This is a genomic window from Stenotrophomonas sp. Steno-C18 (assembly GCF_056393195.1).
Window position 1 is genome coordinate 641,272 of record NZ_JBWJOX010000001.1, and the last position, 26,144, is coordinate 667,415.

A 26,144-nucleotide genomic window follows, 5' to 3' on the forward strand; every position below is an offset into this window, starting at 1 on the left:
AGCTTGTAGAAATTAAACAGTACAGTAATGACTGCGATTCAATACTACTTATCTCCACGCAAATCATTGATTTTCAAGAACTGAAGCACACAACTTCCTGCGTAATTTTCTTTTCCTGAAGAAGCAGTAATGGGCGCTCACAATAGATGCCTACGGTCGGTATGCGACCGACCCATTTCCATTGACGATTGCTGAGGCTGGTTTATCTGTACTTCCATCGAAACGATGGAAGCCCGCAATGCCGCCGACTCAGCCCCCTAACCCCCTCCAATCCTACCTGGACGACCCCAGCGGCTCGTTGGAGATGTCCGACATTCGCATCGGCAGGTTTCGGATCGGAAAGCTGGTGGTCACCAGCCGAGAGGCCGCGATCCAGGCCCAAGAGATTCTCAATGCCGCCTATGAGCGCACCCGCCGCGCACGCTCGACTAAGAACGGCACTCGGTATCCCGAACCGCTGCCTGTGGGCACACCAGGGCGATCGCTTTCCGTAGAAGTCGACGACTACATCCGCAATCGCGGCGACTACAGCTGTCTGGCCAGAGAGACTGTCGAGGCGACCTCTCGCACCCTACGGCTGCTTCTAATGACCTGCGGGGACATACCAGTCACCCGTATCGACCACGCTCACATCTACAAGTTGTGGGATCTCATTCGCTGGGCCCCAGATCGTCTGCTGTCCGACCCTGAGTACCGCAGGTTTACCTACGACCAGGCGGTCGCGCGCGGAAAGCAACTCAACGTGGCTCCTCCGGCCCCGGCCACGCTTGAGAAGCACCGGCGCTTCTTATCGACTTTCTTCAAGAAGCTTGAGAAATCCAAGGCCATCGGCGCCTCACCGATGGTCGCCTTCGACGAGATCAAGAAGGACTTGGTCGTGGATCCCAACAAGCCCGAGCGCCTGTTTGACGATGCAGAGCTCAAGCGCATCTTCGAGCCGGGGACATATATCTCCTGGGCTAGCAAGTACCCCCATCGCTGGTGGATTCCCATCCTTGGCCTCTGCACGGGAGCACGCATCAACGAGATCGCTCAGTTGAAACTGGCGGATGTGGTGCAGGAGGCCGGCGTCTGGTGCATCCGGATCCAGAAGACCGTCGATCCCGACCTTGCGCACAAGACCCGAGATCGGAGCCGGCAGCGCCTGAAGGGGAAGGCAGCCATTCGAACCCTCCCCATCCCCGCCCCGGTGGTCGACGCAGGCTTCCTAGATTTCGTGGCCGATATCCGCGCGTGTGGCCATCCTCGATTGTTCCCCCACCTGACCGCCGGCGTGAACCGCAAGACAGGCGAATCCAACCAGCGCTACAGCCAAGCGGCGCTCAACCAGTTCAGCACCTACCTGAAGAGCCTGGGTTTCGGGAAGGGAATCGGGCTGCACGCGTTTCGGCACACCATCGCCACAGAGCTCCATCACAAGGGCGTGCCCGACGAAGACATCGCCTTGCTGACCGGCCACAGCATCAGCAAGAAGGTCCCGGTGCTGCATGAGGCTTACTTCCACAAGAAGCCCGAGCTCGCGCGAAGGAAACAGATCGACCTTTTGGCCCGCTATGCACCACCGGTGGAGCTGCCGATCTACCGAAGGGGACAGTTTGCGAAACAACTAAGCGACCCAGGCAAGTTCTACCCGTAAGATCGACAGCTGTTGCCTGGGCCTTACCGAATCTTGAAGGAGGGCTTGGGCTCTCCTGCGAGCGTTCGCATCGGATTCTATTTGGAACTACCCTAAAGCCCTCACCGCTCGGACCAAACAGATGACCATCGATGTCAGCGGCCTGTCGGCCAAAGAACTCAAAGCCCTGATCGCTCAGGCAGAAAAGCAGCAAACCAAGGTACTGACCCGGCCCAAGGCTGCCGCAATGCGAGCCAAGATCAACCAATACGTCAAGGACCACGGTTACACGATTGAGGAGCTTTACGGAGCGGTTTCAACGGCTTCTTCCGAGACCCCCAAGAGGCCCTCCGGCCGCAGGCCCAGGAAGTCCGCCGGCAGCAAGGTCGCCCCTAAGTACCGCAATCCGGCCAACCTCAGCGAAACGTGGTCCGGCCGTGGCCGCCAACCAAGGTGGCTGGCTGCGCTGGTCCAGAAGGGGAAAGAGCCCAGCGAGTTCTTGATCAAGTAGTCCAAAGCACAAGTCCACGAGCGAAAGCGAATCAACACCCAGACCCTTTGTCGGCGCGCGCACGGCGCATGTGAGGGCCTGGGCTTACTTGCCATGGACGGCGAATGCGCTCTGGTGAAGGCACTGATTGGTGTCGCCTGACATTGCAGGACAGGACGTGCGCCCGCTTGCAGGCGCGTGCCTCGCCGTCGATGACGAGGCCTGGGAAGACTCTTCTCTTAGTCCCGGCATCGCCCCGCGCCGATCGCGCGGTCACCAGAATCCCTGCAGCCTGTCGTCGGGGCGTTGGGTCTTGCTCCACCTATCCGCCACCCACCAAGCAGCCCTGGCGGACAGGATCAAGGCCAGCACGTCGCGCCAGAGCAGGCCGAGGCTGTGCAACGATCAACTCCAGGCAGGGCGACGGGCAAAGCTTGCCGAAGGCGACGGCACTGACGTGGCTCAAGTCGCCAGGAGATAAGGCCGATACCGTACCCGTGGCACACTCGCGATACATAGCTTGACTGCCGCTCATTACGTGAGCATCGCAGCCAAGTCTCTGGAACAACCCAACTGCGGGCGTGCGCCGTCCTTCAACACAATTGGCTTACATGGAGTTTCCAATGAACCCACACTTCTCGGCCGAAACACCGGAGCGGCCCCAACCGAAAAGCCTGTATGCGCAAGTGGATTTCATCGAGACATTGGGCGAAGGATTGGCCCTGGTTGGCTTCGACGGGGTGGATACTGAGTGGTTCGCGGAGTTCACCGAGCGCTATGGCCTGAACGAAAATGCCGCGAGCGCGAACGCGAACGCATGCGAAGAATTCTTTCGAGAGGCACCGCTGTTCCACCTGCAGCTGACCATGTTCTTCGATGAGGCCAATCGCCGGTTTAGGCCAAGGACCAAGCACTGGCTGCTTCTTGAGATTTCCGATGAGGGCCAACTGTTCGGGCAACTGTATCCAACGCTCTTTTCTCCGGCCCAGACCGTCGAGTTTAACGCTTTTCGCCTTCCGCTGATGAACCGAAGGAGTCAGCAGCTGAACACCTTCGCACTTTTGCCGGCCCAAACTTCGATGCCGCAAACAAGGCCGACGCCCCTGCACATTGAAGAGCTGGCGGTGCTCGATGTGGGCCAGGGGTCGGCCAATGCATTGCTGTGCCGCGAAGGCATTGCACGCATCTACTTTGACGTGGGCTGCGGCGTATACCGCAATGCCGCCACGCGGCCACCGAACATCAGCTTCTGCCAATGCGGGGACCCTGTTGTAGTCCTTTCCCATTGGGATGCTGACCACTGGGCCGCAGCCGCTGTTGATACAGACCTGCTGACGCGCACTTGGATCGCCCCTATCCCAGAGACGATCAAGCATATTGTGTTCTTGATGAACATTTGGGCCGCGGGGGGAGAGACGATTCTGCTCAGCACTTCGGGCCCTGTTCGCCTCGGCCCTGGGATCAAGCTCGTTCGTTGCCGAGGACCTGCAAGTGACCGCAATGAGTCAGGCCTAGCGCTGATCGCCGAGCGCGAAGGCAGGCGCTGGCTGTTACCCGGCGATGCCAGTTACCACAACATTCCAGGAGCCTTAAAACGCCCGGTCACAGGCTTAGTGGCCACCCACCACGGGGCCCGCGTCCATGGAACCGGCGCGCCGGTGCCCTTGCCGGCGTCCGATTACGCCCGATTGGCCTATTCCTTTGGCCCCGGTAATACGCACGGAATTTACGGAGTTTCCCACCCCCGTCCCGCGGGAGTGCACGCGTATGACGCCGCCGGCTGGACACACACAAGCTGGAGCGTTACCACGCCTGGCAAGGCTAAAGTCGGCAGACCGGGGCACGCCCGTGCAACTGGCCAGCATCCTTCTAAGCATCTGAAAGGCATCCGCATCGGATGGATCGAGCCAACCAAGGCGCTTCCTCATTTGACCAGTTGCCCCGACGCAATGCCCCTTACGCAGACGTAAGGGGCACCCGGATCCATCAAGGGCGGGGCCGGACCGGCTCCCGTCAAGGTGAGGAGCTGCTGGGAATACGATCAAGCGCGGTCAAAAGCCGCTCAGCATAGGCATACGCCGCGCTCTCAACGCGACCGTGGGTGAAGTTGGTCACCCACAAGTAGAGCAGAAAGCCCGACACTAGAAGCGTTGCCCCACCCTCAAAACCAGGGTGAAGCAGCGTGGCCCAGTTGAAAGCCAGGGGGTTGAGAGTCAACGCACCGGTCAGGAGCAACCCCACCACCACACCGGCCGCAGACGTAACCACGCCAAACGGGCGAAGCGCGGACATGTTCCGAAAGAACCCATAGGAGATGTTCTCCTTAAGCACCAACGATTCCGTGCCCCGCGTCCTCTCCCTCAGCTTTGCAACCGCATCCTCGTATGCATGGTCGGCCCTGCTTGGATTGCCCCTTTCTTTAGCAGCAGAGGGGACTTCTGCTTTTAGCTTCTCGTTGATCGCGTCGTGATACCGGGCCTTCGTCACAGGATTCAGGCGCTCGTCTCGATGGCGAAGAAGAATCGTAGAGGGCATGCCTCCCCATTTCTTGACCAACTTGTTTTCGAGCTTCTTGCCCTGGAAGCGCACTACGCTAGAGAGAAGGAAGGGCGCGCAGAAGGTCACAACGACCGCGGCCACCACTTGCATTGCGTCAAGTTCATCGCGAAACGCTGCGATGAAGGACACCGTCAGCGGCATCAATACAATGAGACCGGGCGCCAACCTAGCGTTGCGATCATAAGGATCCGACACTTGGGCGAGCAACTGACCTAGAGCAATGGGATTGGACATCTCGGTCATTGCTCCCTCAGTCCTTCTCATAGTCAGGCGGATATGGCGTCTGCTCTACGCTTCCCCAATTGGCCCGCGAGATGCCCGTGGAAAGCAACAGATTGCGCCCTTCCGTGGCGGAGAAGTGCGCTCCGCGGTGAATCATTGCCCGCACCACGACCTTCCGGGGATGTGCCGTGTCAGCCTTGGCAGAACTGCACACGGCACTGAACTTATACCCGTCCTCCTGCGTCTTAAGCGGTTCGCCCAGCCAGCGGTTGAGGACCTCGGTGTTAACGTTTCGACGCCCCCCGTGGTGCGGGACCTGGAAGGCCCAGACGCCAGGCAGCGTTCCACCCGTCGCTTCCAAGTAGTCGGCCGCCTCAGCGAGGCCGTCTCGCCCGGTGTCGCCGGTCAGCAGCGCGCGCTTGCCATTGATGACGATGGTCTGGACCACGCTCATCTCGTTCTCTTCACTGGTCCCACCCACCGGGAAGAACTCCTGACCCCACAAACCCTGCACCAAGTTCTTGGCAGCCTTGACCAACGCGGCCAAGCCCTCAAGAGACGCCTCAATCAGCGTGCTGTCCTTCGCGGCCTCAGGGGTGCGCTCGGACGAGACCACAAGGTCAAGGTAACGGGCACGCGTGGGGGCTAGCACCAGAAAATCACCGATGTAGGCACCTTGGAACGGGTCACGGATAGGGATGTCCTTCTCAAGCGCGAGCTCTTCCAGCGCCGCCGGTCCCGGATACAGCTTGCGCAGGCGACTACGCAGAGCGTCTGCGGAATTGTAAGTCTCGAACCGAGGAAGCAACTCTTCGGCGTAAAGCCAGGGGCGATGCATCCAAAGCTCCCCCACTTCACAGCGCTCAAGGACCTTGCGCAGGCCGTTGGCGTGATCGCTGTCCGGATGGGTCAGCACCACCGAGTCGACTTTAGCGGTTCCGTAGTGCTTGGCGATGTGTTCGACCAAGCGATCGCCGGTTTCCAGGTAGCCACCATCGACCACATGGATTCGGGTGCGCCCATTCAGTTCGTAGCGAACGCCAATGGCGTCTCCGCTCTTGGACGTTTCGACGGCCAAAAAATCCAATTCAATACTATCTGCCACGTTCAGCCCCCTGTCGGCTAAGTGTGCTCACTTGAGCAAGTTTGAGACGAAATTCCCCCCGCTGGCGGAGACCGCCATCGGGGGAGATTGCATTATCAAGACGTCTTGGATACAGACAGGCCATGCACCATGAAGCAGGCAGGGGAAAGCGCCGGCCTTCGCTCTTCCGTGCTTGCCAATGCCAGCCGCGCTCCCTACATGCGAACTATGGCCAGCTTCCGGCCCACCAACTCAGTTGTCTTGCAATCATTGACGGGCATGTGCGGGTCAATAGAGCGTCTTCCCGACGGCCAGCAACGCTGCACGTAGCCCATCGGAACCGATCTTCGCCAACACTGCGGTGGCCAATTTTGGATCCAACGCGCAGTAGGACATGTAACCCTTGTCATTGAGGTAAAAAGCATAGTATCCGCTGAGTTTGGGCTGACCGAGAACCTCGTAGATGCCTTCCTCCAAGATGGGAATGTGGAGATGTTTTGCCGTGCCGTCCGTGTGCCTGGACTGCACCTTCTCGCTCATCCATTGCCGCGCGCCATCCGGGAAATGCCTACGAACAACCGACTTTTTCTCCGACTTGTTGCACTGGAGAAAAATCCCTCGCTGTCCTCCAACCGCGCCCAACGTCAGCTTATCTCTGTACGACACCCTTGACGCCTCCAACTTCTCTGTTAGAAATCCACCAATCCATCGAACGGACACAGCAACCGATGTACTGGCTTGAAATTTATTCACCGCACGTTGGCACAGCCCGCGTGGAAGGCCTAAGCAAGGCTCAACTCGACGCCATCGCCCCCTTCTTGGGCGGAGCAGGCCTCGCCAGCTCCTTCGGCATTTACCAGCCCGATGGAAGCAAGGAACTACTGGGAGGTTGCCTGGCCGCGTCGCTGGAGGAGGATGGCGTGCACTACCTGCACATTGAGACTCCGGATACCACCCATTAAACTCCCGGCCAACATCGCGTTCATACGCACCTTGCCCTGAGCCCCGTGTCGCAAGACCCGCTCAGAAAGTGGGCAACTTCTCCAGGTTGTCCCGCGTCGACTCATCCCGCACGGTCTTGAGGTAATCGGTCTTGACCGACATAATCTCCAGCGCCGCACCGAGCCGCCACCCACCGTCTTCCTTACGGACGACGGTAGTGAAAGTCACATTCTTTTCGACCGACCCGATGACTTGGGGGCGCGTCAGGTCGCTGTAACTATCCGCCTTGAAGCTGCCATTGCTCTTATCAACCCTATGCACGCGCAGCTTGGCAATGTGCGAGCCATCGCTGTTGTACTGCACGGCGGAAACATAGAAATCAGGATGCGCCATTTAGACATTCCCTTAACAAAAGGCTCGAGCGCATTAGACGGCTCCCACCGGGCTTTTACAATAGGAAATCCCCTACCCCCGACTAAAGGCGAAGGAGTCAAAAGAATGACGCTCGACGGCACAGAAGCCCGTACCCGGTGGCGTCACTAAAAACGAACTAAGAATCCGAGCAACTTAATTCGGATACTCAAGTCCGCTCACCGCCTTTAACTACACATCCAGAAGGAGAGCGTGGTAGCCGCCAGAATTCTGACTCACCAGTTTCTTTATCAAGCGCACTGAACAGGCCTCGAGCTGCGCCCTGCGCCTGTGGGACATAGAAGTCCTAACAGCCTAATCGCACCTACTAGCACCTTGCACTCTTACAGCTCTAGCCTGACCGTGCCCCTTTGCAGCCGGTGCCCCACGGCAGTATCTGGCGAATGTCCATACACAATCAGTTCAATAGATATAGATAGTGCTTCCACCGACTACAAGCGTCTCCAATCTCGACCTCCCTCCTCCCACCAGCCCGATCTATCCAAGCCGACGCTATGCGCTTCTGCGACCGCCTAGATGGTCACGCTGAAGCTGCGAGATGGGCTGAACCTTCGCGCCGCCCTCTGGCACTGCCCCGCTCAGTGGGCCCGGTCTCGGTTGATCGAGACCACCACCTCCAAGCCTCCCCCCATTCGATTCCGGACTGTCAGCACGCCACCGTGGGCAGCGCATATGGCGCCCGCAATGGAGAGGCCAAGTCCGGAGCCACCCGAGTGCCGGGCCCTGGACCGATCCGCCCTCCAAAAGCGGTCCTGGACACGCGGGAGGTCGGCCTCGTCGACCCCTGGCCCACGGTCGCCAACAATGAGCGTCACCCGCGTCCCCTCCTGCCTGAGCGATACGTCCATGATTCCGCCGCTGGATGCATACCTCAGCAGGTTGTCCACCACGATGGTCACCACTTGGCCCATCCGCAGCCGGTCGGCCTGGACCTCGATGCCGGCGTCCAGATCCAACTGGCAAGCAACCCCCGCAGCTTGGAGCTCCAGCTCCACCCACTGAATGCGCTCGAGCACCAGAACTGCGAGCGCAAACCGCTCTTCTTCCAGGCTCAGGGCTCCAGCCCGCGCCATCGACAGCAGATGGAGGTCGCCGACGATGCGGTTGATCTGCTCCAGCTGCCGGTGAACCAGCAAGAGTTGATCATTGGAGTGCGGAAAGACATCGTCCACCATCCCTTGAATGCGCCCCATCGCAGCGTTCAACGGGGTCCTGAGCTCGTGGGCCAGCATTGCACTGGAGTCCCTGATCTCGCGCTCATATTGCTCCAGGCGAGACGACATCTCGTTGAAGTCGTCGGCCAAGCCGGCCAGCTCCTGGGGGGCATGCGGACTCACTGCTGCCCGAGCCGAGAAGTCCCCCTCGGCCACCTGCCTCGCCGCTTTTGCCACCGAGCTGAATTGCCTCGATAGCGGGCGAGACATCATGAAGCCAAAGACGAAGATGAAAGGAACAGACGTCACCAGCAACGCGAGAAGGGTGAACCAATCGGGATTTCGCAGGCCCGGCAAGAAGTTCTCGATGGCGTAATTGGCCTGAAACAGCGCCCATAGCCGCGCTTCGTCCAAATGCGGATCTGCCACAAGCCGCCGCACCTCTTGCTGTACTTGGGGCGGTAGCGTGCTGAGGATGCGCTCATCCTTCAGCTGGAAATGCAGCCACATCCCAAGCGCCACGCAGCTCACTGCCCCCACGGCCAGCCCGCTCATTCGAAGGCCGACCCAAGTCCATAGGGAGTTGGGCGCTCGTGGATGGCGACCAGGCCTCATTGGAACCTGTATCCCACGCCGCGCACCGTCACCAGAACACCGGTAATCCCGTGGTGCTCGAGCTTCTTGCGAATGTTGTGAACATGCGTGTCGACCACGCGATTCAGCGAATCGCTGGTGGCGGCAACCCCTTCCAGCAGCTCCGCGCGCGTGAAGGCCTTGAAGGGGGTGCGCAGGAGCGCATAAAGGATGTTGAATTCGGTGGGAGTCAGCTCGACGACGGATGGAGACCCGGAGGCCTCCGCTTCAACCAGCACCCTTACGGCCTCTCCGTCTACGGTGAGCCGCCCGTGCTGGAGGACCTTTTCCTTTCCTCGACCAGGCACCACCCGGCGCAGCACGGCATGAACCCGAGCCACAACCTCGCGAGGGCTGTAGGGCTTGACCACGTAGTCGTCTGCTCCGTATCGCAGCGCACCTAGCTTGTCCGGCTCGTCCCCGACGGCGGTCACCATGATCACGGGCGTGTCGCCCGCTTTGCGAATGGCCGACAGCACGTCAATGCCGCTCATCTTCGGCAGCATGATGTCCAGTAACACCAGATGCGGACGCCACTGCGCGAAAAGCTCCAAGGCCTGCAGGCCATCGTGGGCCACCGCCACAAAAAAACCCTCCTTGCGAAGGTAGGCCTCCAGGATACTGGCGCCGTCCGCGTCGTCCTCAACGACCAGGACGCGCTTGTCGTTCGAGGGGATGGGAGCCGAATTCATAGAATCCGAAAAAGTCATTGATGAAATCTTGATATTTGGGCGGAAACCGTCGAAACGGCGCGCCATTCTTACCACTACACCGGCGCGTCTGCCACCAAGACGCTGCAGATCGTCACGATTTTCAGCATGTCGGTTCAGAAACGACGCTCGCAGCTGAGGAAGCTGTGCTTTTTTCTGAGGCTTGATCGAATCTCAACAAAGAGCACAAAGAACCTTGAGGAGAGGCCTTCAAGCTTCGCGCACTTCTCTGGCGAACGTTGGTTAATCCGTGATTACTTGCTCGGCCTTCCGCTGGTTCGGACCAGCTCTGGTGAGTTCGGCAGCTGTCTTAGGGATGGCTGCGTTGGCAGGGTGTTCTTTGTCCCCCCAATACGTCCGTCCCGCCGCCGTCGTTCCCGAACAGCTCAGCTCTACGACTGTTTCGCCTACCAACGGAGCGCGTTGCTCGGAGCGGATGCGCGCGGAAGACATTGGTTTTGTCCGGGCGACAGTCAAGGGCGGCCAGTTGGACGCCATGATCCAGGCGGCGCTGTGTCGCAGCCCCGACTACCGGCTTGCGGAGCTCAACGTGCGACTCGCGCGAGCGCAGGCCGGTCAGAGCAACAGTGCACGATTGCCACGGCTGGATGGGCAGATCGTCAAAAGCAAACAGCGATTCGGCGATCCCGCTCTGGACGAGCGCTACCAGCAGCATCTATCCATGGCGACCGTCGGACTGTCAGAGTTCGATCCCGACTTCTTCGGGCGCCTCAGGTCGCTTGCCGCTGCCGAAGGGCTCCGGTGGGAAGCATCTCAACACGGCCGCGACGCGGCCCGGGGAGCGCTCATTGGCGAAACGCTCCGCGCCTACGTCCTCTACTCTGCGGCCAAAGAAGCCGAAGCCCAGGCCGGGGTGGTGGCCAGCGGCACTCGGGAACAGCTCCGCCTCGCTGAGCGCCGGCAAGCGCTTGGCATGATCGCCTCCGACGATCTTCGCGACGCGGAGAGCTTGGCTGCACAAGCGGATGCAAACGCGGCCAAGGCTGCCGAGGCATCAAAGGCCCAAGAGCGGGCCCTGCGATTTCTGGTTGGGTTTGACTCAGCGCTGCCAAGCCCAAACCTGTCGCTATTCGTCGACGGCTCGGGTGACGCGGTCCGTTACGGTGGTCTGGATTCTTCCGTGCTCTACCACCGCCCCGAGGTGCTTGAGGCAGAAGCCCAGTTACAAGCAGCTCACGCTGACATCGGCGCCGCACGCGCGGCCTTCTTCCCGTCCATCCAACTTACCACCTCGCTTGGCTCGGCCAGCGAGAGTTTGGGTGGCCTCTTCTCTGCCTCGAAAGCTTGGACGTTCACCCCCAGCCTGCGGCTTCCCATTTTCGACTTCGGTCGGAACAAGCAGGCGCTGGATCTCGCATGGATCCGTCAACAGCAAGGGGTCGTGCAGTACGAGAAGGCCGTCCAACGCGCGTTTGTCGATGTCGCCGATGCCCTTGGCAGCCGAAGCCAGGCCGAGCAGGCCTACACCGCAGCTCGCAGGAAGGAGCTCGCTGCCGTCGGAAAGACGGGCCGACTGATCCAACGAATTGATGCAGGCCTGCAAGACGCCATGAACCGACCGCAGGCCGAGATTGACGCGGGCAATGCCACGGCAGACCGCGTCGCTGCTCAGCAGGACTTTGCCCTTTCCCGGATCGCTCTGTCGCACGCGTTCTATGCCACGGCTCCTGCCCATCCCTCCCCTTCCGACTCCCACTGAGGTTTCCAATATGATCACCAAGACCAAATCAACCGTCCTGCTTGGATTGGCCGTGCTTCTGGCGGCACCGGCCGCTCACGCCGGCGGCCTGTGGGGCGACAAGATGGAGGCCACTTTTGGGGCCGGCGTGCTCTACGGCCCGCTCTACGCGGGCTCGGATGAGAGCCAAGCGATCCTTGTCCCCGTGCTGTCCGTTCAGCGGGGCATCCTCTTCGCCGACTCGACCCGCGGGGCGGGCCTGCAGTATCAGTTTGGCAATGGCCTCTATCTCTCCCAGTCGATCTACTACGACTTGGGCCGCTTGGAGAGGGACAGCTCATGGCGCCCTGGCTCAGATTCCTTGAAGGGCATGGGCCGCGTTCCAGGCTCGGTCACCACGAAGACCATGCTGGTTCAACCCTTGGGCGATCGCTTCAATGTCTCAGCGGAAGCGGAATACGCCCTGCGGTCTTCGGCGCACCGTCTTCGCTACCGCTTGGGGGCGGAAGCAAAGCTCTTCAACGGCGATGCCAACGACGTGTTTCTCACAGCAGATGTGCACGGCGGCGATCGGGATTTCAACCAAGCCTACTACGGGGTCAGCATCGCTCAGGCGGACGCTACCGGACGCCGGGCGTTCTCTGCCGACTCGGGCATCAATGCCTACGCCGCCGGCGTTCGCTGGGAGCACAAGTTCGGCGATCGTTGGATGGGCATCGCGCAGATCAATGCGATGCGCTACGCGCACGACGTGAGCGGCAGCTCCATCATTGAGCGGCGCAACAGCGTCTTCGGGAACGTGGCCCTCACCTACACCTACTGAGACAGAAAATGGCCTTCCTCCCACCGCTATCGATGCGCGCCCTTCTCGCCCTCTCCCTCGCCGCGCTGTCCGCCTGCAGCCAAGAGCCCACGCCGCCCGCGCCGGTGCGAAGCGTGAAGGTTGAAACGGCAGAGCGAGGGGCACGCACCTCGGCTGAGTTCATCGGCACGGTTCGCCGGTCCTCCAGGGCGCAGCTCAGTTTTGAGCAGGCGGGACGGATCAAAGCAATCCATGTCGATATCGGCGACGCGATTGCCAAAGGCCAAGTTCTCGCAGTCTTGGACCCACTTCCCGTCCAGCAACAGTTCGCCCGGGCCAGCGCCCAGCTGAACGCGGCCCGCGCAGCGCTGGCCGAACGCCAGCTTCAGTTCAACCAACAAGAAGCGATGTTCAAGGACGGTGCCGTTGCGCAGGTCAGCTTGACTCAGGCTCGCGCCGCCCTGGAAGCGTCCAAGGCGGAACTCAATAGTGCTCAGGCCGATGTGACCCTGGCTCAGCGCGCGGTCGATCACAGCATCATCCGAGCGCCATTTGACGGGCAAGTCATCGCTCGCCATAGCGAACCGACCGTTGACGTCACCGCAGGCCAAGCGATTCTGGACGTGCAGGGCAGCGGGCAGACGGAAGTTGCAGCCGACGTACCGGCCTACCTCGCCAAGGCCCTCCAGGCAGGGGCCGCAGCATCTGCACGGCAGGACGGCAACGTATTGGTCCCCCTGACTCTGCGTTCGGTTGCACAGCACGAATCGACCGCAGGAACTGTGCCGGTTCTCTTGGAAGCTGCGGACGGTGGGGCGCCCCTCCTACCCGGCTCACTGATTCACGTGTTGGTTCAGGTCGACAACGCGAACAAGACCCTGACGGTGCCGCTCTCAAGCCTCGTCCCCAGCAGCACCGCCGGCGCGGCGGATGTCTTTGTTTACTCCGCGGCTCAGCAGACCGTGAAGAAAGTTCGCGTTCGCGTCGGCAGCTACCAGGGAAGCCAAGTCGAAATCCTCGGAGGGTTGGCCGAAGACGCTGTGATCGTCACGGCGGGGGCCAGCTACCTCACGGATGGTCAGAAAGTTCGGCCCTACAAAAGCCAGTCCCAGCTCGGACAAGGGGAAAACCGATGAACCTTACCCAGTCGGCGATAAAATCCAGCCGTTTGACGGTGTTCGCCTGCCTGCTGCTTCTGTTCGGCGGTATCTTCACCTTCTTTGGCTTTCCCTCTCAAGAAGAGCCGTCCGTCACCATCCGTGAAGCGCTCGTGTCCGCTGCTCTGCCGGGCCTGCCCAGCGAGGAAGTGGAAGAGCGCATTGCCAAGCCGCTGGAGGAGCGGCTGCGAGAGGTGGCCGGCATCAAGCGAGTCGTGTCGACCATCCGTCCTGGCAGTGCCCTGATCCAATTGACGGCGCAGGACAGCGTCGATGATTTGCCCACCCTTTGGCAGCGTGTGCGCGCCAAGGCAGCTGAGGCCAGCGCCGAACTGCCGCCGGGCACTCAAGGGCCGCTGGTGGACGACGACTTCGGACGCGTCGCCGTGGCCTCCATTGCGGTGACCGCCCCCGGATTCAGCACAAGCGAAATGATGGGACCGCTGCGCGCCATGCGGGAAGAGCTCTATCGTCTGCCGGGCGTCGAGCGGGTGACCATGTATGGACTGCAGGAGGACCGGGTTTACGTGGACTTCGACAGGTCCAAGCTGGCCTCGACCGGCGCCACCCCCAACGGGATCATTGACCAACTCAAGGACAAGAATGTTCTTTCGCCGGGCGGGGAAGCCATTGCCGCCGGTCTCTCGCTGACCCTTTCTGCTGACAGCCAGGTCCGCAGCGCCCACGATCTGGCCGACGTGTTGGTCAGCGTACCTAATGCCAAGGAGAGCCAAGTCATACGGCTGGGGGATCTGGCCGATGTTCGGATTCTGCCACCGGACCCGCCGGAGGGAGGCGCGCTCTACAAAGGGAAGCCTGCCATCGTCGTGGCCGTCTCTATGGCCAAGGGCTACAGCATTGAGACCTTTGGCAAGGACTTGCGTGCAGCGTTGGATCGCACCCAGTCGGCCCTGCCGGTCGGCTTCGAGCAGCACGTAGTGACGTTCCAGCCGGACGTGGTGGAACGCGAAATGGGCAAGATGCACCACGTCATGGGCGAGACCGTGGTCATCGTCATGGCGGTCGTCATGCTCTTCCTGGGCTGGAGGACCGGGCTCATCGTTGGAGCTATTGTCCCGCTGACCATCCTTGGCTCGTTGGTGGCGATGCGCGCGCTCGGCGTGGAACTCCAAACGGTGTCGATCGCGGCCATCATCCTGGCACTGGGACTGCTGGTCGACAACGGCATTGTCATTGCCGAGGACATTGAGCGCCGCCTTGCACATGGCCAGGAGCGGATAAGCGCCTGCGTGGACGCTGGAAGGACGCTGGCCATCCCGCTTCTCACGTCCTCGCTGGTGATCATCCTGGCGTTCTCCCCGTTCTTCTTTGGTCAGACCTCCACAAACGAATACCTGCGATCCTTGGCGATCGTCTTGGCCGTCACGCTGCTGGGCTCCTGGATCTTGAGCATCACCGTGACGCCCCTGCTGTGCATCCGATTCGCCAAGGTCCACGTCCACGCTGAGGATGACGGTCAGTATCAGAGCCGGCTTTACAAAGGCTACAGTCGCATCATCGCCAAGGTGTTGGACCACAAAGTGGTCTTCATGGGGACGATGGCAGCGCTGCTGACCGGTGCACTGGTCATCCTGACGTCGCTGCCCTACGACTTCCTGCCGAAGTCGGATCGCCTACAGTTCCAGATGCCAGTCACGCTGGAGCCAGGCGCGGCATCGACTGAAACCAGAAAAGTGGTTACAGAACTCAGCGCTTGGTTTGCTGACAGAAAGCAGAACCCGGAAGTCACTGAGAGCATCGGCTACGTCGCCGACGGCGGACCGCGGATCGTGCTGGGCCTGACACCGCCGCTTCCTGCGTCCAACGTGGGCTACTTCACCGTGAGCGTTGCCCAGGGGACGGATATCGATGCTGTGATCCGCCGTGCCCGGGAGCACGTTCTGGCTGCCTATCCAACGGTGCGGGCCGATCCCAAACGGTTTTCCCTCGGCACAACGGAAGCCGGCATGGCCGTCTATCGGATCTATGGGCCAGACGAGGATGAACTGCGCCGCATCGGTGAGGAAGTGAGCGCAAAACTCGCGACGCTCGGCGGCACGCAGGATGTCTACGACGATTGGGGAAAGCGCACTCCTAGCTACACCATCAAGGTAGACGCGGCCAATTCGAAAGCGGCGGGCGTGAGCAACAACGATATCGCTGAGTCGCTACGCTATCGCTACAGCGGCGCCGAGGCCACCCGCCTGCACAGCGATGGCACGGCCACGCCCGTAATCCTGCGCTCCACTGCCAGCGAGCGATCACCGACCGCTCGTCCCGAGGACACTTTGGTCTATTCCAGCGCATCCGGAAAGGCAGTGCCGTTGGGCGCGATTGCCACGGTCGAAGCGTCCAGTGAGCCGTCCACGATCGTGCGCCGCAACTTGATGCGGTCGCTGACAGTCACGGGCAAGAACCCCGGGATGACCACCAGCGAAATTGTCGCCGCCCTCAAGTCCGAGATCGCGGCCATCAAGCTACCGCCTGGCTACCGCATTGAGCTGGGAGGCGAGATGGAGGATGCGGCGGAGGCCAACGACGCCTTGCTGGGCTTCATGCCCCACGCGCTCGGCGCCATCCTTCTCTTGTTCGTTTGGCAGTTCAACTCGTTCCGAAAGGCCTTCATCGTCGTCGCCAGCATTCCATTTGTCCTCATCGGCGCCTCGCTGGCACTGTTGGTCACCGGCTACCCGTTCGGCTTCATGGCCACGTTTGGGTTGCTTGCGTTGGCCGGCATCATCGTCAACAACGCAGTCCTGCTGCTGGAGCGCATTGAGGCTGAGCTTGAAGAGGGGCTGCCGCGGCGCGAGGCAGTCGTATCGGCGGCAGTGAAGCGGCTCCGTCCGATCCTCATGACCAAGCTCACCTGCATCGTCGGCCTGGTGCCCTTGATGGTGTTCGCCGGCCCGCTTTGGACTGGCATGGCGATCACGATGATCGGTGGTTTGGCGCTGGGAACCCTCGTGACGTTGGGCCTCATTCCAGCCCTATACGACTGGCTGTTCAGCCTTCGTATTCGACCGGAGGATGCGCGCTGATGGCGCAGAACATCAATCGCGTCGCCGCTGTGCTGTGCGCCGCACTTTTGAGCGGTTGCGCCATGGTCAAAATCAAGAACGTGTCCCCAGAGCGCTACTTTGAGCAGCGCCGTGGCGACATCCTTAGCACCGGCGAACTGAGCCCAGCCACCCGACAGGAGATGGGCCTGCTGTCTTTAGACACGAAAGCCTGCTTGTCGGCGCCCGAGTCCTGCTCTGGAACTCTCATCGAGTCGGACGAAATCAAGACCGAAGACTCCCTGGCTGCCTCGGCGGAGCTGTGGGTTGCCTATGCTGCAGAGGTTTCTCGGACATCGCCCGACAGTGATCGGACGATGGACGCTTGGCTGAAGGCCGCCCGCTATTCCTATGCTTACTTTCTGGTGTTCCAGCAAAGCGCTTCAAGTTTGGCACCCCGCGAACGGGATACTCAGATCCGGGATTACTACAACTATTCAGTGGAGAACGTTACTGCAAGCCTGTTCCGACGCTATCGGCAGGGAGACAGCGCCAACCCGATTACGAGTGGGAGCCTGCCAACTCCGGCCGGATGGAATTTGAGGCTGGACATGTCGGGCCTTCGAGAGAACGGATACGTCAGCTTCCCCAAAGAACTCCTGGCCGCCTCCAGCATTGGGTTTGGTGGGATCCGCAATGCCTTCCGTCGCGATGGCTTTGGGGCAGAAATGGTGGCCGTCCTCCCCGCGGGGACCTTCGGCTCCCAAACTTCGCCCCCGTCCGACCTTCCGTTGGCGGGGGGCTACAGCGCGATGCCGGCTCCAAACGTTACGTGCTTGTTGGACTTCCACGGCGATGACGTGCAGCAGGTGCTTGCGTCACGTTCGGCGACCCTTAGGGCGTTCGACCCACTGTTGGAGAGCGCGGCCGCCATCAAGGGAGAGAATGTGCCCCTGGCCGCCAACTTCACTGCCGGCTACGGCGTATGGTTGGCACGCTCCAACTTCGCCACCGAGGCCATCCGCACGCTCTTGGACATGGACAAGAGCTTGGACAAGCCGCACCTCTACATGCTGCAGCCGTTCGACCCAAACCGGCGAGTGGTTCTGATGTTGCATGGCTTGGCCAGCAGCCCTGAGGCGTGGGTCAATACTGCTAATGATGTGCTTGGCGACGATGATCTCAGGGCCCGTTACCAGGTCTGGCTGATGTATTACCCCACCAACCTGCCGCTTCCCTACAACCATCAAGCGATCCGGGAGACCGTCCTGAAGACACTGAAGGACATGGATCCTTCCGGTGCCGCAAAGGCCTCTCATGGAATGGTCGTGGTTGGGCACAGCATGGGCGGGCTGTTGACACGGCTGATGGTTTCTTCAAGCAATGGCAGTCATCTGCTTGACCAGACCCTGCAGGAGCTCAGGGGCAAGGGTGACGACGCCAGTAAAGTGCGCGAGGAGCTGGCCCCACTCCTGGAGTTCGATCCGATGCCTGAAGTGCGACGGGCAGTCTTCATCGCTACCCCGCACTTTGGAACGCCATCTGCGGAAGGCGTGCTTGCAGCGATTGTCTCCCGGCTGTCCTCGATCCCTCAAGGGCTCTCCACACGTTACAGTGCCAGCGCGGCCGTCTTGGCGACCGTATCGGGCCGCCTCCCACTGAGCATTGACAACCTCAAGGAAAGCGACCCCTTTGTAAAAGACATCGCCGAGCTTCCGATCTCCCCGGACGTGGTCTACCACTCCATCATTGCTGTGAAGAACCCAACGAACTTGGCCACCGCAACGGATGGCTTCGTTCCCTACCGAAGCGCACACCTGGCCGGCGCTGCTTCGGAAAAGGTCATCGTGAGTGGTCACAGCGTGCAGCAGACACCAGAGGCCGTTCTGGAACTGCGGCGTATCCTGCGCATGGACGCGGGGTTGGAAGCGCCACAATCCGAGCCAGCTCGCTCGGAGTAAGAAAGCTAGCGCTCTTGGCAAAGTGGCCCCATGTTGGGGCCACTGGTCTCAGTTCGTCTTGGAGAACGCCGCTCTGCTGACGATTTGACGCACGCCGCATGCCGAGCACTTCAGTTCCAGCGCTCCACAGATGCCGAGCGTTGCACTCTTGGTGGCATCCAGGAACGTGAAGCATTTCAAGCACTGCATCTTCTCGGCCTGGATGGGAGGCGTGGCCGCATCCGGATGGTCACAGATGGCCAAGTTCTGAACTTTGAATACGCCGAACTGCTGCACAACTACCTCGTATAACGGCTCAAGAGGGTGACAAACCGCAGAGGGAGCCAAAGCGCCCTCCCCGCGCGGCTCCTCAACGAACCTAAGTGACTGACACCTCGGCCAGCCCAACACACGCCGCTACACAGGCTCTTGTGGCTGAGGCTCGGACTCGTCCTCGTCCTCTTCGCTGCCGTAGGTCCGCTTGGCCAGCTTGGGCAGGACGTAGACGCCGAGCAGCAAGTGATCGATGACCTCAAGGGCCAATGTCAACTCCTCAACGCTGTGCGGTGCGACTTCATGTGCAGCGTTGTTGCCCAGGACGCGCAGGTTGTGAAGGATGGCGGCGCCAGCATCGGTCAATCCCCGACGATCCTTGAGATCGTTGATCTTGTGATAGAGGTCTCTGCCAACCGCACCTTGGTCTTTGCAGACCGTCTCCACGATTGCGCGGATACCAATGCCGCTGAGCACCGGGTTGGACGCATTGAGACAGGCCAGAGTCTCCGTGTAGATGCGCTCGACCTTGGTTGGCAACAGATGGGAGGACTCCAGCGCTGCCCTGCCCAAGTTGGGAGTGGGGAAGATCTCAACGTCTGGCACGTATTCCCACTCGCCTTGGCGCACCTCCGCCACGTTTTCATTCGTGCCAGTGGCCATGCGGAAGGCAACAGTGCCGCAGCCCAGGCAGCGGACGGTCTGATACTCGTGCGTCCAGTTCAGTGCAATGTCGTCGGGGACTTCGCCCTGCTCGGTGTGTTCATGGATCACCTCATGATTGGTGACATGCCTGCAACGTCGGCAGGGGCAGCTTTCCAGCTTGGTGGTTTCTTTTAGGGTCATTTCGAGAATTAGATTGTGCTAGGCGAGGCGCTGCCTTACTCGGTCTCGAGCGACGGCTGCATCTGCTCACGCCAAAACTGGGGGTCGGCGACCAAGCACCTCGCATGGGTTGCGTAGGCGTGGTCGAGGGTCTGATTGAATCGGTTCCACCACCCTGCGGTGTAAGAACTCCACATAGAAAGGCGATCGATCGCATGATCGACTTCGTCGGCGCTGATCGCGTCTAGTTCCCCGAGAGCTTCCACGTATGCCCCCGTTTTCCCCTCGACAATCTGATAGTTGTTCAGCTGCCTATCAACGACCACATCGTTCCGGAACCGGCGTAGCACCATCGAGTGCGCTCGAGCTCTTCCCTCGGCGAGGTTGTCCCGAAGAATCCTCGCGATTGCTTCGCAGCGTTTTGATCGGACGTCGTATGCCTCGCGATCCTGGCGAGCGTCGCTCAGCCTCTGGAGCTCGGACAGCCATGGGAAGGCCAGTAGGAACTTGAACCGCTGAATGCCCGTCTGATTAGGAATCGGGCCCGGGTCATACTCGCAGCAGCTCTCCAACGTCGAGACGGCGGAAAGGACGATGGTCGCCCAGCGATCAACGCGATCACACAAGGGCATGCCCTCGGCTGCCTTGTCATCGAAATCCCGCCTCAGCGCTTCAAGCTTCTTGTCGAGCTCGACGTAATCAATGGAGGACAGCCCATAGCCGAGCATGGCGGCCAGATCCTGTGCCCTGCGTACCTCGTCGGATTCGGGCGCCTCCTTCAGTTCCCGCTCGACCGCCCAAGCCGCCGACAACACGCGGTCAATGGATCCCCCGTCGGCCAGGAAGTCCCGCAGCAGGAGGTAGTCGTCGTGCGGGGTCTGAGTTCTGAGGGGGTTGGAATCTTTGAGCATGAGCGACCAGCCTTGGGGAGACGTGTCGCGGTTGCCTGGGCGAGGCCAAGCGCGACACGCTACCGGGCCTCTCCACAGCCTGACTGGGCAGGCTGAGCACTTGTTTTTGGCCCCGGCGCTCAGAAGCGACACGATGGCCGGAGGCTACCCAAAACGGACATCCTCGTGAATTGGCGCGGAGGGAAGGAATCTAACCTTCCAGCCTCCCCTTGGATACGACATCACAGTGAAGCGCATTCGTCCTTCAACTTGGGTTGCAGCTCTTCCCCAACTGGGCTCCGCGAGAGGCACGCCAACAACCAACCAGACCACAGGACACTTCTGAACCACCCACGGACGGACAAACCGAAGCGCCATCCGTGCGCCTCGCTCCTTTCCTTAGCTTGCTGACCGTCGAACACTGCATCCGGACCCCTGCAAGCATCCGTGCGCCCTTCGTCTTCTGCGTGTGGAACAACGTAATCAATGTGTGTGTTTGAAGTCATATTCAGCTCCTTAGTGATGACATACGCATCGACCACCAGGGAAGCCTGCAACCCAAACCAGGACTCGAACTGCGCCTCCCTGTGCGCCGGTGTTGGCACCAAGAAGGGGGGATCAGTGATCCCACGAGCCTAGTATAGATTGCCCACCACGAACTTGATCGCTGCAGGTTGGAGAATCAGACCAGGTCCGTGGGATTTCCCAGACATGTGTTGCCGCTGCCCGTTGCACCGGACAAGACAGGCACTGCGCTCATATCAAGATGGCCTTGAGGACCACGGCTTTTCCCCCAGGGCTGCGGCGGTGATCACCCCGAGGGTGGGAGCGCATAGCGCACGCTTTGCCGATAACGGGAACTGGGGTAATGACCAACGGTGACCTCCACCGGCTTGCCCGTCGCCGAGTAGTAGAAGCGAACCACTTGGAGCGCCGGATCGCCTGGCGCTGCCTGCAGCAGCCGCGCGGTGTCCTGGTCGAGGACCGTCGCCGTCACATCTTGGCGGACCTCTGTCACAGCAATCCCGAACATACGCTCCAGGTTCTGATAGATCGGCCCACGAGCGACGTCGGGCGTGATCTGGGCTGCCGCATACTGGGGCGGCAGATAGATCCGCAAGACGCTCATTGGCAAAGGGGCCTGAGGGCGCCGCCGCAAGAAGCATGCCTCCGAGAGCTGGATGCCCCTTCGGCATTCCAGAACCTCGGAAAGGCGCTCGTTGACAGTGATAGGGCCCAGGGAGACCTGGTGCAGTTCGGTCTTTCCAAGAAAGTCGCGAAGGTCTTCCGCGGACGTGATCGGAGCGAAGGCCTCCGCTCCCTGGGGTGCGGGCAGCACGATGGACCCCACGCCAGGCCTGGACGCGATCAGCCCCTGCGATCTCAGCAGTGCAAGGGCCTGGCGGACGGTCTGACGACTGACTCCATGGATTGAGGTGAGGCTCTTTTCTGACGGCAGCGTGCTGCCGACGGCGAAGGCCCCGCTCTCAATGTCACTTGCGAGCGACTGTGCAAGCAGGTGGTAGAGCGGCTTGGAATGGCCATTAGAGGACAATGCTTTATCAGGGATGGTCACTTCGTATCTCTTTCCGTTCCTTTGCGCGCAAGCCTCTGAGACCAGCACGCCTCTGATTTCATCAGGCGGGCGCTGGACTGCCATTGCTGGTGAGCCCAAGCATGTCGTCGGGTAGCGAGTCGGCCTTGCATGGCTTTCCTAGCAACCAGCCTTGGCCAACCGCCTCGGGAACGAGCCGGTGCATCGCCAAGGCCTGCAGCTCGGTCTCAACCCCTTCGGCAACAAGAGGCAGCCTCAACGCCTTGGCCATCGCACAAATGGCTTCGACGGCGTAGCTTGCCGGTGAAAGGGTGCCCATAGCCCTGGTAAAACGACGGTCCATCTTCAGTCCTGCCAAGGGCAAGTCTGCCAAGTAGGCAAAGTTGGAATACCCCGTCCCAAAGTCATCCAGATACACGCGAAAACCTGCTTGGTCCAGTTGCCCCAGCGCATCGGCAAGATCCTGCTGTGATGCCGTTGACCGCTCCGTAAACTCCAACACTACGTCGGCTGGCGAAACACCGAAAGCTTCGGTTTGCTCGCTCAGGAAATGTCTCAGCTCGCTGTCCAAAATGTCCTGAGCGGACAGATTGATGCTGGCGTAGAAGCCGTCCCCGCGGCGTAGACGAGGCCCCATCTCTTCCAGGCTCTTGACGATCACCAGCTTCGCCAGCGCCGTTCCGAGCCCCTGTTCCTCCGCCATGGGCACGAAGGTATCCGGCGGCACGTCAACGCCGGCCAAGGTACGCCATCGCGCCAAAGCCTCCACGCCCACCATTCGCCGATCTGACAAGCGCCGCAGTGGCTGATAGACCAAATCGATATCGCCGTGCCTGATCGCCCTTGCAAGCATGCGATGAAGCGCTCGTCTTCGTCCCTGAGAGACCTTTAGCAACGCGCCCAAGCCCCCTCCCCCTACCAAAGCGAGGGCGAGTATGGAAGCGACGGTCCATGAAGGCTGACCCCAAAGACTGCCAGCCCGTGCCTGAGACACAACGCAGATATCAAACTCGTCGCTACACGCCCGAGTTGATATGTGAGCGGCCAAGGGCGCGGCCAAGCCGTCCTTGCCCAACGTCAGGTCAAACGCATGCCCAAAGGTTTGGAAGTGGTGCTTCCCGTCACGGCTGATCACCAGCGCGCCTATGCTGCCAACAGGCATGGACACCCGGTCAAACGCGGTGGGCGCCGTCGTGACGATGGCGTTACCGTAAGACGCCAGGTCGACCTTGATTCGGTCGTCCCCGGGAGCGGGCACGCTCCGCCAGAGCGAATAGCCACGCACGACGCGGTGAGGTGGAGCGAGCTCAACGGGCGTCGGCAGGCGGCCCCACATTGCGGTGCAAAGCAGCCGGCCGCTGATAACCCGCCCAACGTCTTTTATGTAGCGGGAGTGAAAAGCGATCAGCCGCAACTCGGCCAGGTCTCTGGGGCCACAGGGCTCTGCGCCGATCCGCAGCACCCTGTTGAGACCATCGACGCTTGCACGTGCCACATCCTCCGCATGCGCCAGCAACCCGGCCGTGTAGTCCGCTAGGTCAACTCTGGCCCGTTGGGTTACTGCCAGCTGAGCCGCCCCAAGGGTAACGAGGACGACCGCAGTGCCCAGAAGGTATGGGGCTGATAGGTGAAGAGCCCGACGTGAAGATCGCCACCTGGCGGAAGGCTTGCGCATTGGTTCCTCATGGATAGTACCCGCCGGCCACCCGGTGCCCAGCGGGATGAACTCAGCTGGCGTGAACCAAGCGGGGGCGGAATTCTGCGTTGACCTTAAAGAAAGCAACCGCCTGGGCCAGCCCAACCGCCTGCTCTTCTACTGCTCCTGCCGCGGCGGAGGCCTCTTCCACCAGAGCAGCGTTCTGCTGGGTCACCTCATCCATCTGCATCACGGCCTGATTGACCTGTTCGATGCCTGCGGTTTGCTCTTGGGAGGCCGCCGATATCTCCGTGATCATGTCGCGGACACGCTGGACGCTCCCCACCACCTGGTGGATCGTCGACCCCGTCTCACGCACTTCGTTGGAGCTGTCCACCACGTCTTGAACCGAACGGTCAATCAACTGCTTGATTTCCTTGGCTGCCTCTGCGCTGCGCTGTGCCAGCGTTCGCACTTCGCTTGCTACCACCGCAAAGCCTCGGCCTTGGTCGCCGGCCCTGGCCGCCTCCACTGCGGCATTGAGTGCCAAAATGTTTGTCTGGAAAGCGATGCCGTCGATGACGGTGGTGATATCGGCGATGCGCTGGGACGAGGCCTCAACCTTCACCATCTTCTCCATCACGCGATCAACGGCTCGCCCGCCCTGAAGGGCCAAGTCGCCGGCGTCAGACGCAAGCTTCGAGGCTTGGATGGCATGATCGGCATTCTGGCGCACGGTCGACGTCAGCTCTTCCATCGATGCGGCCGTCTCTTCCAGATTGGCCGCCTGCTGCTCGGTGCGACGGGAGAGGTCCGCACTACCCTTGCTCACTTCTGAGGCGGACACGCGGATGACGCCAGCACCGTCTTGGATGCCCCGAACGATCCGGCCCAGCTGCTCAGAGGAGGAGTTCGCTGCATCGCGCATCGTGGCGAACACGCCGCCAAACTCGCCAGAAACGCGGTAAGTCAGATCGCCTTGAGCGACGGCCTCCAACAGCCGTGCGATGTCCGACAGGCTCTTATCACTGACATCGAACATCTGGTTGAGGTTGTCGATCATCTCGCGAAAGCTGTGACTGAAGCCACCTGCGGCGCCGCGCTGAGAGAAGTCTCCCGCCGCAGCGGCTTGGACCAGCCGACGAATCTCCTCGTTGATGGCCAGCATGTTCGTCCGCGTAGTCTCCATGGCCTCGGTAATGGCGGCCTGATCGCCTGGGAGCAGCGGCATGCGAGCGCTCATGTCCCCGACGGCATAGTGCTGGGCAATGCCTACGATCTGCGAGGTTACTGCGTTGGAGCGCTCCACCATGCCGTTCGTGTCGCCGACCAGTTCACCAAAGGCACCTGGATGGAGGGACTCATCGATGCGGTGCGACGTCCGCCCTTCGGCCTGGGCCGACGCCATTGCCTTTTGATCCGCAATCAGGCCCTTGATGCGCTCCTGCATCGATCGCATGCTTTCAAGCAAGGCACAAGTCTCGTCTCGGCCTTCCACCTTGATAACGTTTTCAACGTTGCCCGACGCAATGGCGGTTGCGGTCTTAGTCGCCTCGCCCAATGGTATGGTCAGGCTTCTCGTGATGGTGATTGCCAATGCGATGCTGAGCAGGACCGCCAAGACCCCAGCGGCGACCAACATCTTCCGGGCGCTTGCTGCAACGGCCTGAGCGTCTTGGTAGCTCGCGTCAGCCAAGCGCTCCTGAAGCTCTGCGTTGGCGAAGATGGCCGCCTGCCATTCGTCGAGCAGGGCGTCTCCTTCACTAAGCAGCTTCGTTGCCGTCGCCACGTCGCCGTGCGTCGCAGCTTCGACGACCGCATCGTTGACCCGGCGAGCCGCAAGCCGCTTCTCGGTGATCACTGCACGAATCTTTTTTCCTTCTTCATCGGCAGGCGTTGCATACAGAGCGTCGCGGGCCTTGTCATAAATGGCCCTTTGCTCACCGATCTCTTTCAGCAGGGATGCTTGGATCTTCTTGTCCTGCAGCATGATCAGCTCGCGCAATGAAATGCTGATCTGCATGTTTGCACTAGCCATCGTCTTGGAAAGACGGATGCGCTCCATGCTCTCTTTCACGATGGTGTCCATGCTGGTCTCGGCGCGAGACAGCGCCCAAAGGCCAGATGCCACGATCGACATCGCCACCGCGATCAACACCACGAAGGCCGCACCCAATCGGGTGCCGACCCTGTATCGCATCAAGAAATTCTTCACATTCATACCTCTCATGGGGGGAGGAGCACGCTCCTGGCCGACAGCGTCGGCGAGCGAGTGATCGGCCCCACGAAGAACAACCTTAATGCGCCCCATTTATGCAGCTATTTCGCAGAAATTGGCTCACTTAGCGGGCAAATGTCCGCTTTTGACCACAAATAGCACCATTTCAGACAACAGACATCCATCTAGGAGACAGGATTTGTCGCCCGATAGCGACCAACTATCGAAATTGGAGAGCACATGTATCTTTCGTTTGTCCACCATCGGTTGAGGTGAGCATGGCACTGACTTGGAACATGCACTGGTGCTGGG

General features: G+C 60.7%; 21 protein-coding genes. 9 read left to right on the forward strand and 12 right to left on the reverse strand.

Translation table 11 applies throughout. The annotated features are described in order from the left end of the window. Positions 1–238 precede the first annotated feature (238 nt). The 3 genes from AC06FE_RS03015 to AC06FE_RS03025 all read left to right on the forward strand — a co-directional run bounded on the left by AC06FE_RS03015 (position 239) and on the right by AC06FE_RS03025 (position 4,075). Positions 239–1,636 carry a site-specific integrase gene (locus AC06FE_RS03015; RefSeq protein ID WP_265951445.1) on the forward strand — a complete coding sequence of 466 codons (1,398 nt, stop codon included), beginning with the start codon at positions 239–241 and terminating at the stop codon, positions 1,634–1,636. Positions 1,637–1,757: 121 nt separating this feature from the next. Next, positions 1,758–2,126, forward strand: coding sequence for an H-NS histone family protein (locus AC06FE_RS03020; RefSeq protein ID WP_049450191.1), 369 nt, complete (start codon positions 1,758–1,760; stop codon positions 2,124–2,126). 602 nt (positions 2,127–2,728) lie between these two features. After that, positions 2,729–4,075 carry a ComEC/Rec2 family competence protein gene (locus AC06FE_RS03025; protein WP_265951447.1) on the forward strand — a complete coding sequence of 449 codons (1,347 nt, stop codon included), beginning with the start codon at positions 2,729–2,731 and terminating at the stop codon, positions 4,073–4,075. A gap of 43 nt (positions 4,076–4,118) precedes the next feature. Here the strand turns inward: AC06FE_RS03025 and AC06FE_RS03030 are convergent, their stop codons facing one another. The 3 genes from AC06FE_RS03030 to AC06FE_RS03040 form a co-directional block, all read right to left on the reverse strand. Further along, a complete protein-coding gene (locus AC06FE_RS03030; RefSeq protein WP_088100492.1) occupies positions 4,119–4,907 on the reverse strand; it encodes a hypothetical protein in 789 nt (262 codons plus the stop codon). Positions 4,908–4,914: 7 nt separating this feature from the next. Then, positions 4,915–5,991, reverse strand: a complete 1,077-nt coding sequence (locus tag AC06FE_RS03035; protein ID WP_049450195.1) for an MBL fold metallo-hydrolase — start codon at positions 5,989–5,991, stop codon at positions 4,915–4,917. A gap of 267 nt (positions 5,992–6,258) precedes the next feature. Next, positions 6,259–6,510, reverse strand: coding sequence for a hypothetical protein (locus AC06FE_RS03040; protein WP_125899051.1), 252 nt, complete (start codon positions 6,508–6,510; stop codon positions 6,259–6,261). A 188-nt stretch (positions 6,511–6,698) separates the two neighbouring features. Between AC06FE_RS03040 and AC06FE_RS03045 the strand changes: the two genes are divergently transcribed. Then, positions 6,699–6,932, forward strand: coding sequence for a hypothetical protein (locus AC06FE_RS03045; RefSeq protein WP_088100493.1), 234 nt, complete (start codon positions 6,699–6,701; stop codon positions 6,930–6,932). 61 nt (positions 6,933–6,993) lie between these two features. On the opposite strand, the gene AC06FE_RS03050 is transcribed toward AC06FE_RS03045, so the two are convergent. The 3 genes from AC06FE_RS03050 to AC06FE_RS03060 form a co-directional block, all read right to left on the reverse strand. Next, positions 6,994–7,305 (reverse strand): DUF3892 domain-containing protein, encoded by a 312-nt coding sequence (locus AC06FE_RS03050; RefSeq protein WP_049450199.1) that lies wholly within the window; start codon positions 7,303–7,305, stop codon positions 6,994–6,996. A gap of 617 nt (positions 7,306–7,922) precedes the next feature. Further along, positions 7,923–9,113, reverse strand: coding sequence for a sensor histidine kinase (locus AC06FE_RS03055; protein WP_478072206.1), 1,191 nt, complete (start codon positions 9,111–9,113; stop codon positions 7,923–7,925). Further along, positions 9,110–9,841: a response regulator transcription factor gene (locus AC06FE_RS03060; protein WP_203226340.1), complete on the reverse strand. Its 732-nt coding sequence runs from the start codon at positions 9,839–9,841 to the stop codon at positions 9,110–9,112. The genes AC06FE_RS03055 and AC06FE_RS03060 overlap by 4 nt, the downstream gene beginning before the upstream one ends. Positions 9,842–10,157: 316 nt before the next feature. Between AC06FE_RS03060 and AC06FE_RS03065 the strand changes: the two genes are divergently transcribed. The 5 genes from AC06FE_RS03065 to AC06FE_RS03085 all read left to right on the forward strand — a co-directional run bounded on the left by AC06FE_RS03065 (position 10,158) and on the right by AC06FE_RS03085 (position 18,456). Continuing rightward, a complete protein-coding gene (locus AC06FE_RS03065) occupies positions 10,158–11,561 on the forward strand; it encodes an efflux transporter outer membrane subunit (RefSeq protein WP_265951450.1) in 1,404 nt (467 codons plus the stop codon). 10 nt (positions 11,562–11,571) lie between these two features. After that, a complete protein-coding gene (locus AC06FE_RS03070) occupies positions 11,572–12,363 on the forward strand; it encodes a MipA/OmpV family protein (protein ID WP_019338261.1) in 792 nt (263 codons plus the stop codon). Between the two features lie 113 nt (positions 12,364–12,476). After that, positions 12,477–13,478: an efflux RND transporter periplasmic adaptor subunit gene (locus AC06FE_RS03075; protein WP_478072207.1), complete on the forward strand. Its 1,002-nt coding sequence runs from the start codon at positions 12,477–12,479 to the stop codon at positions 13,476–13,478. Then, a complete protein-coding gene (locus AC06FE_RS03080; protein WP_265951452.1) occupies positions 13,475–16,537 on the forward strand; it encodes an efflux RND transporter permease subunit in 3,063 nt (1,020 codons plus the stop codon). Before AC06FE_RS03075 ends, AC06FE_RS03080 begins: the two co-directional genes overlap by 4 nt. Beyond that, positions 16,537–18,456 (forward strand): esterase/lipase family protein, encoded by a 1,920-nt coding sequence (locus AC06FE_RS03085; protein ID WP_478072208.1) that lies wholly within the window; start codon positions 16,537–16,539, stop codon positions 18,454–18,456. Before AC06FE_RS03080 ends, AC06FE_RS03085 begins: the two co-directional genes overlap by 1 nt. 48 nt (positions 18,457–18,504) lie before the next feature. Here the strand turns inward: AC06FE_RS03085 and AC06FE_RS03090 are convergent, their stop codons facing one another. The 6 genes from AC06FE_RS03090 to AC06FE_RS03115 all read right to left on the reverse strand — a co-directional run bounded on the left by AC06FE_RS03090 (position 18,505) and on the right by AC06FE_RS03115 (position 25,835). Next, on the reverse strand, positions 18,505–18,732 hold the full coding sequence (locus AC06FE_RS03090; RefSeq protein ID WP_057496146.1) for a hypothetical protein: 228 nt from the start codon (positions 18,730–18,732) through the stop codon (positions 18,505–18,507). 120 nt (positions 18,733–18,852) lie between these two features. Then, a complete protein-coding gene (locus tag AC06FE_RS03095) occupies positions 18,853–19,554 on the reverse strand; it encodes a DUF4145 domain-containing protein (protein WP_080393019.1) in 702 nt (233 codons plus the stop codon). 35 nt (positions 19,555–19,589) lie between these two features. Further along, positions 19,590–20,444: a hypothetical protein gene (locus AC06FE_RS03100; RefSeq protein ID WP_478072209.1), complete on the reverse strand. Its 855-nt coding sequence runs from the start codon at positions 20,442–20,444 to the stop codon at positions 19,590–19,592. Between the two features lie 790 nt (positions 20,445–21,234). Beyond that, positions 21,235–21,999 (reverse strand): GntR family transcriptional regulator, encoded by a 765-nt coding sequence (locus tag AC06FE_RS03105; protein ID WP_019338253.1) that lies wholly within the window; start codon positions 21,997–21,999, stop codon positions 21,235–21,237. A 61-nt stretch (positions 22,000–22,060) separates the two neighbouring features. Further along, entirely contained in the window at positions 22,061–23,653 is a 1,593-nt protein-coding gene (locus AC06FE_RS03110; RefSeq protein ID WP_265951455.1) for an EAL domain-containing protein, read from the reverse strand. A 52-nt stretch (positions 23,654–23,705) separates the two neighbouring features. Beyond that, a complete protein-coding gene (locus AC06FE_RS03115; RefSeq protein ID WP_323054330.1) occupies positions 23,706–25,835 on the reverse strand; it encodes a methyl-accepting chemotaxis protein in 2,130 nt (709 codons plus the stop codon). Positions 25,836–26,144 lie beyond the last annotated feature (309 nt).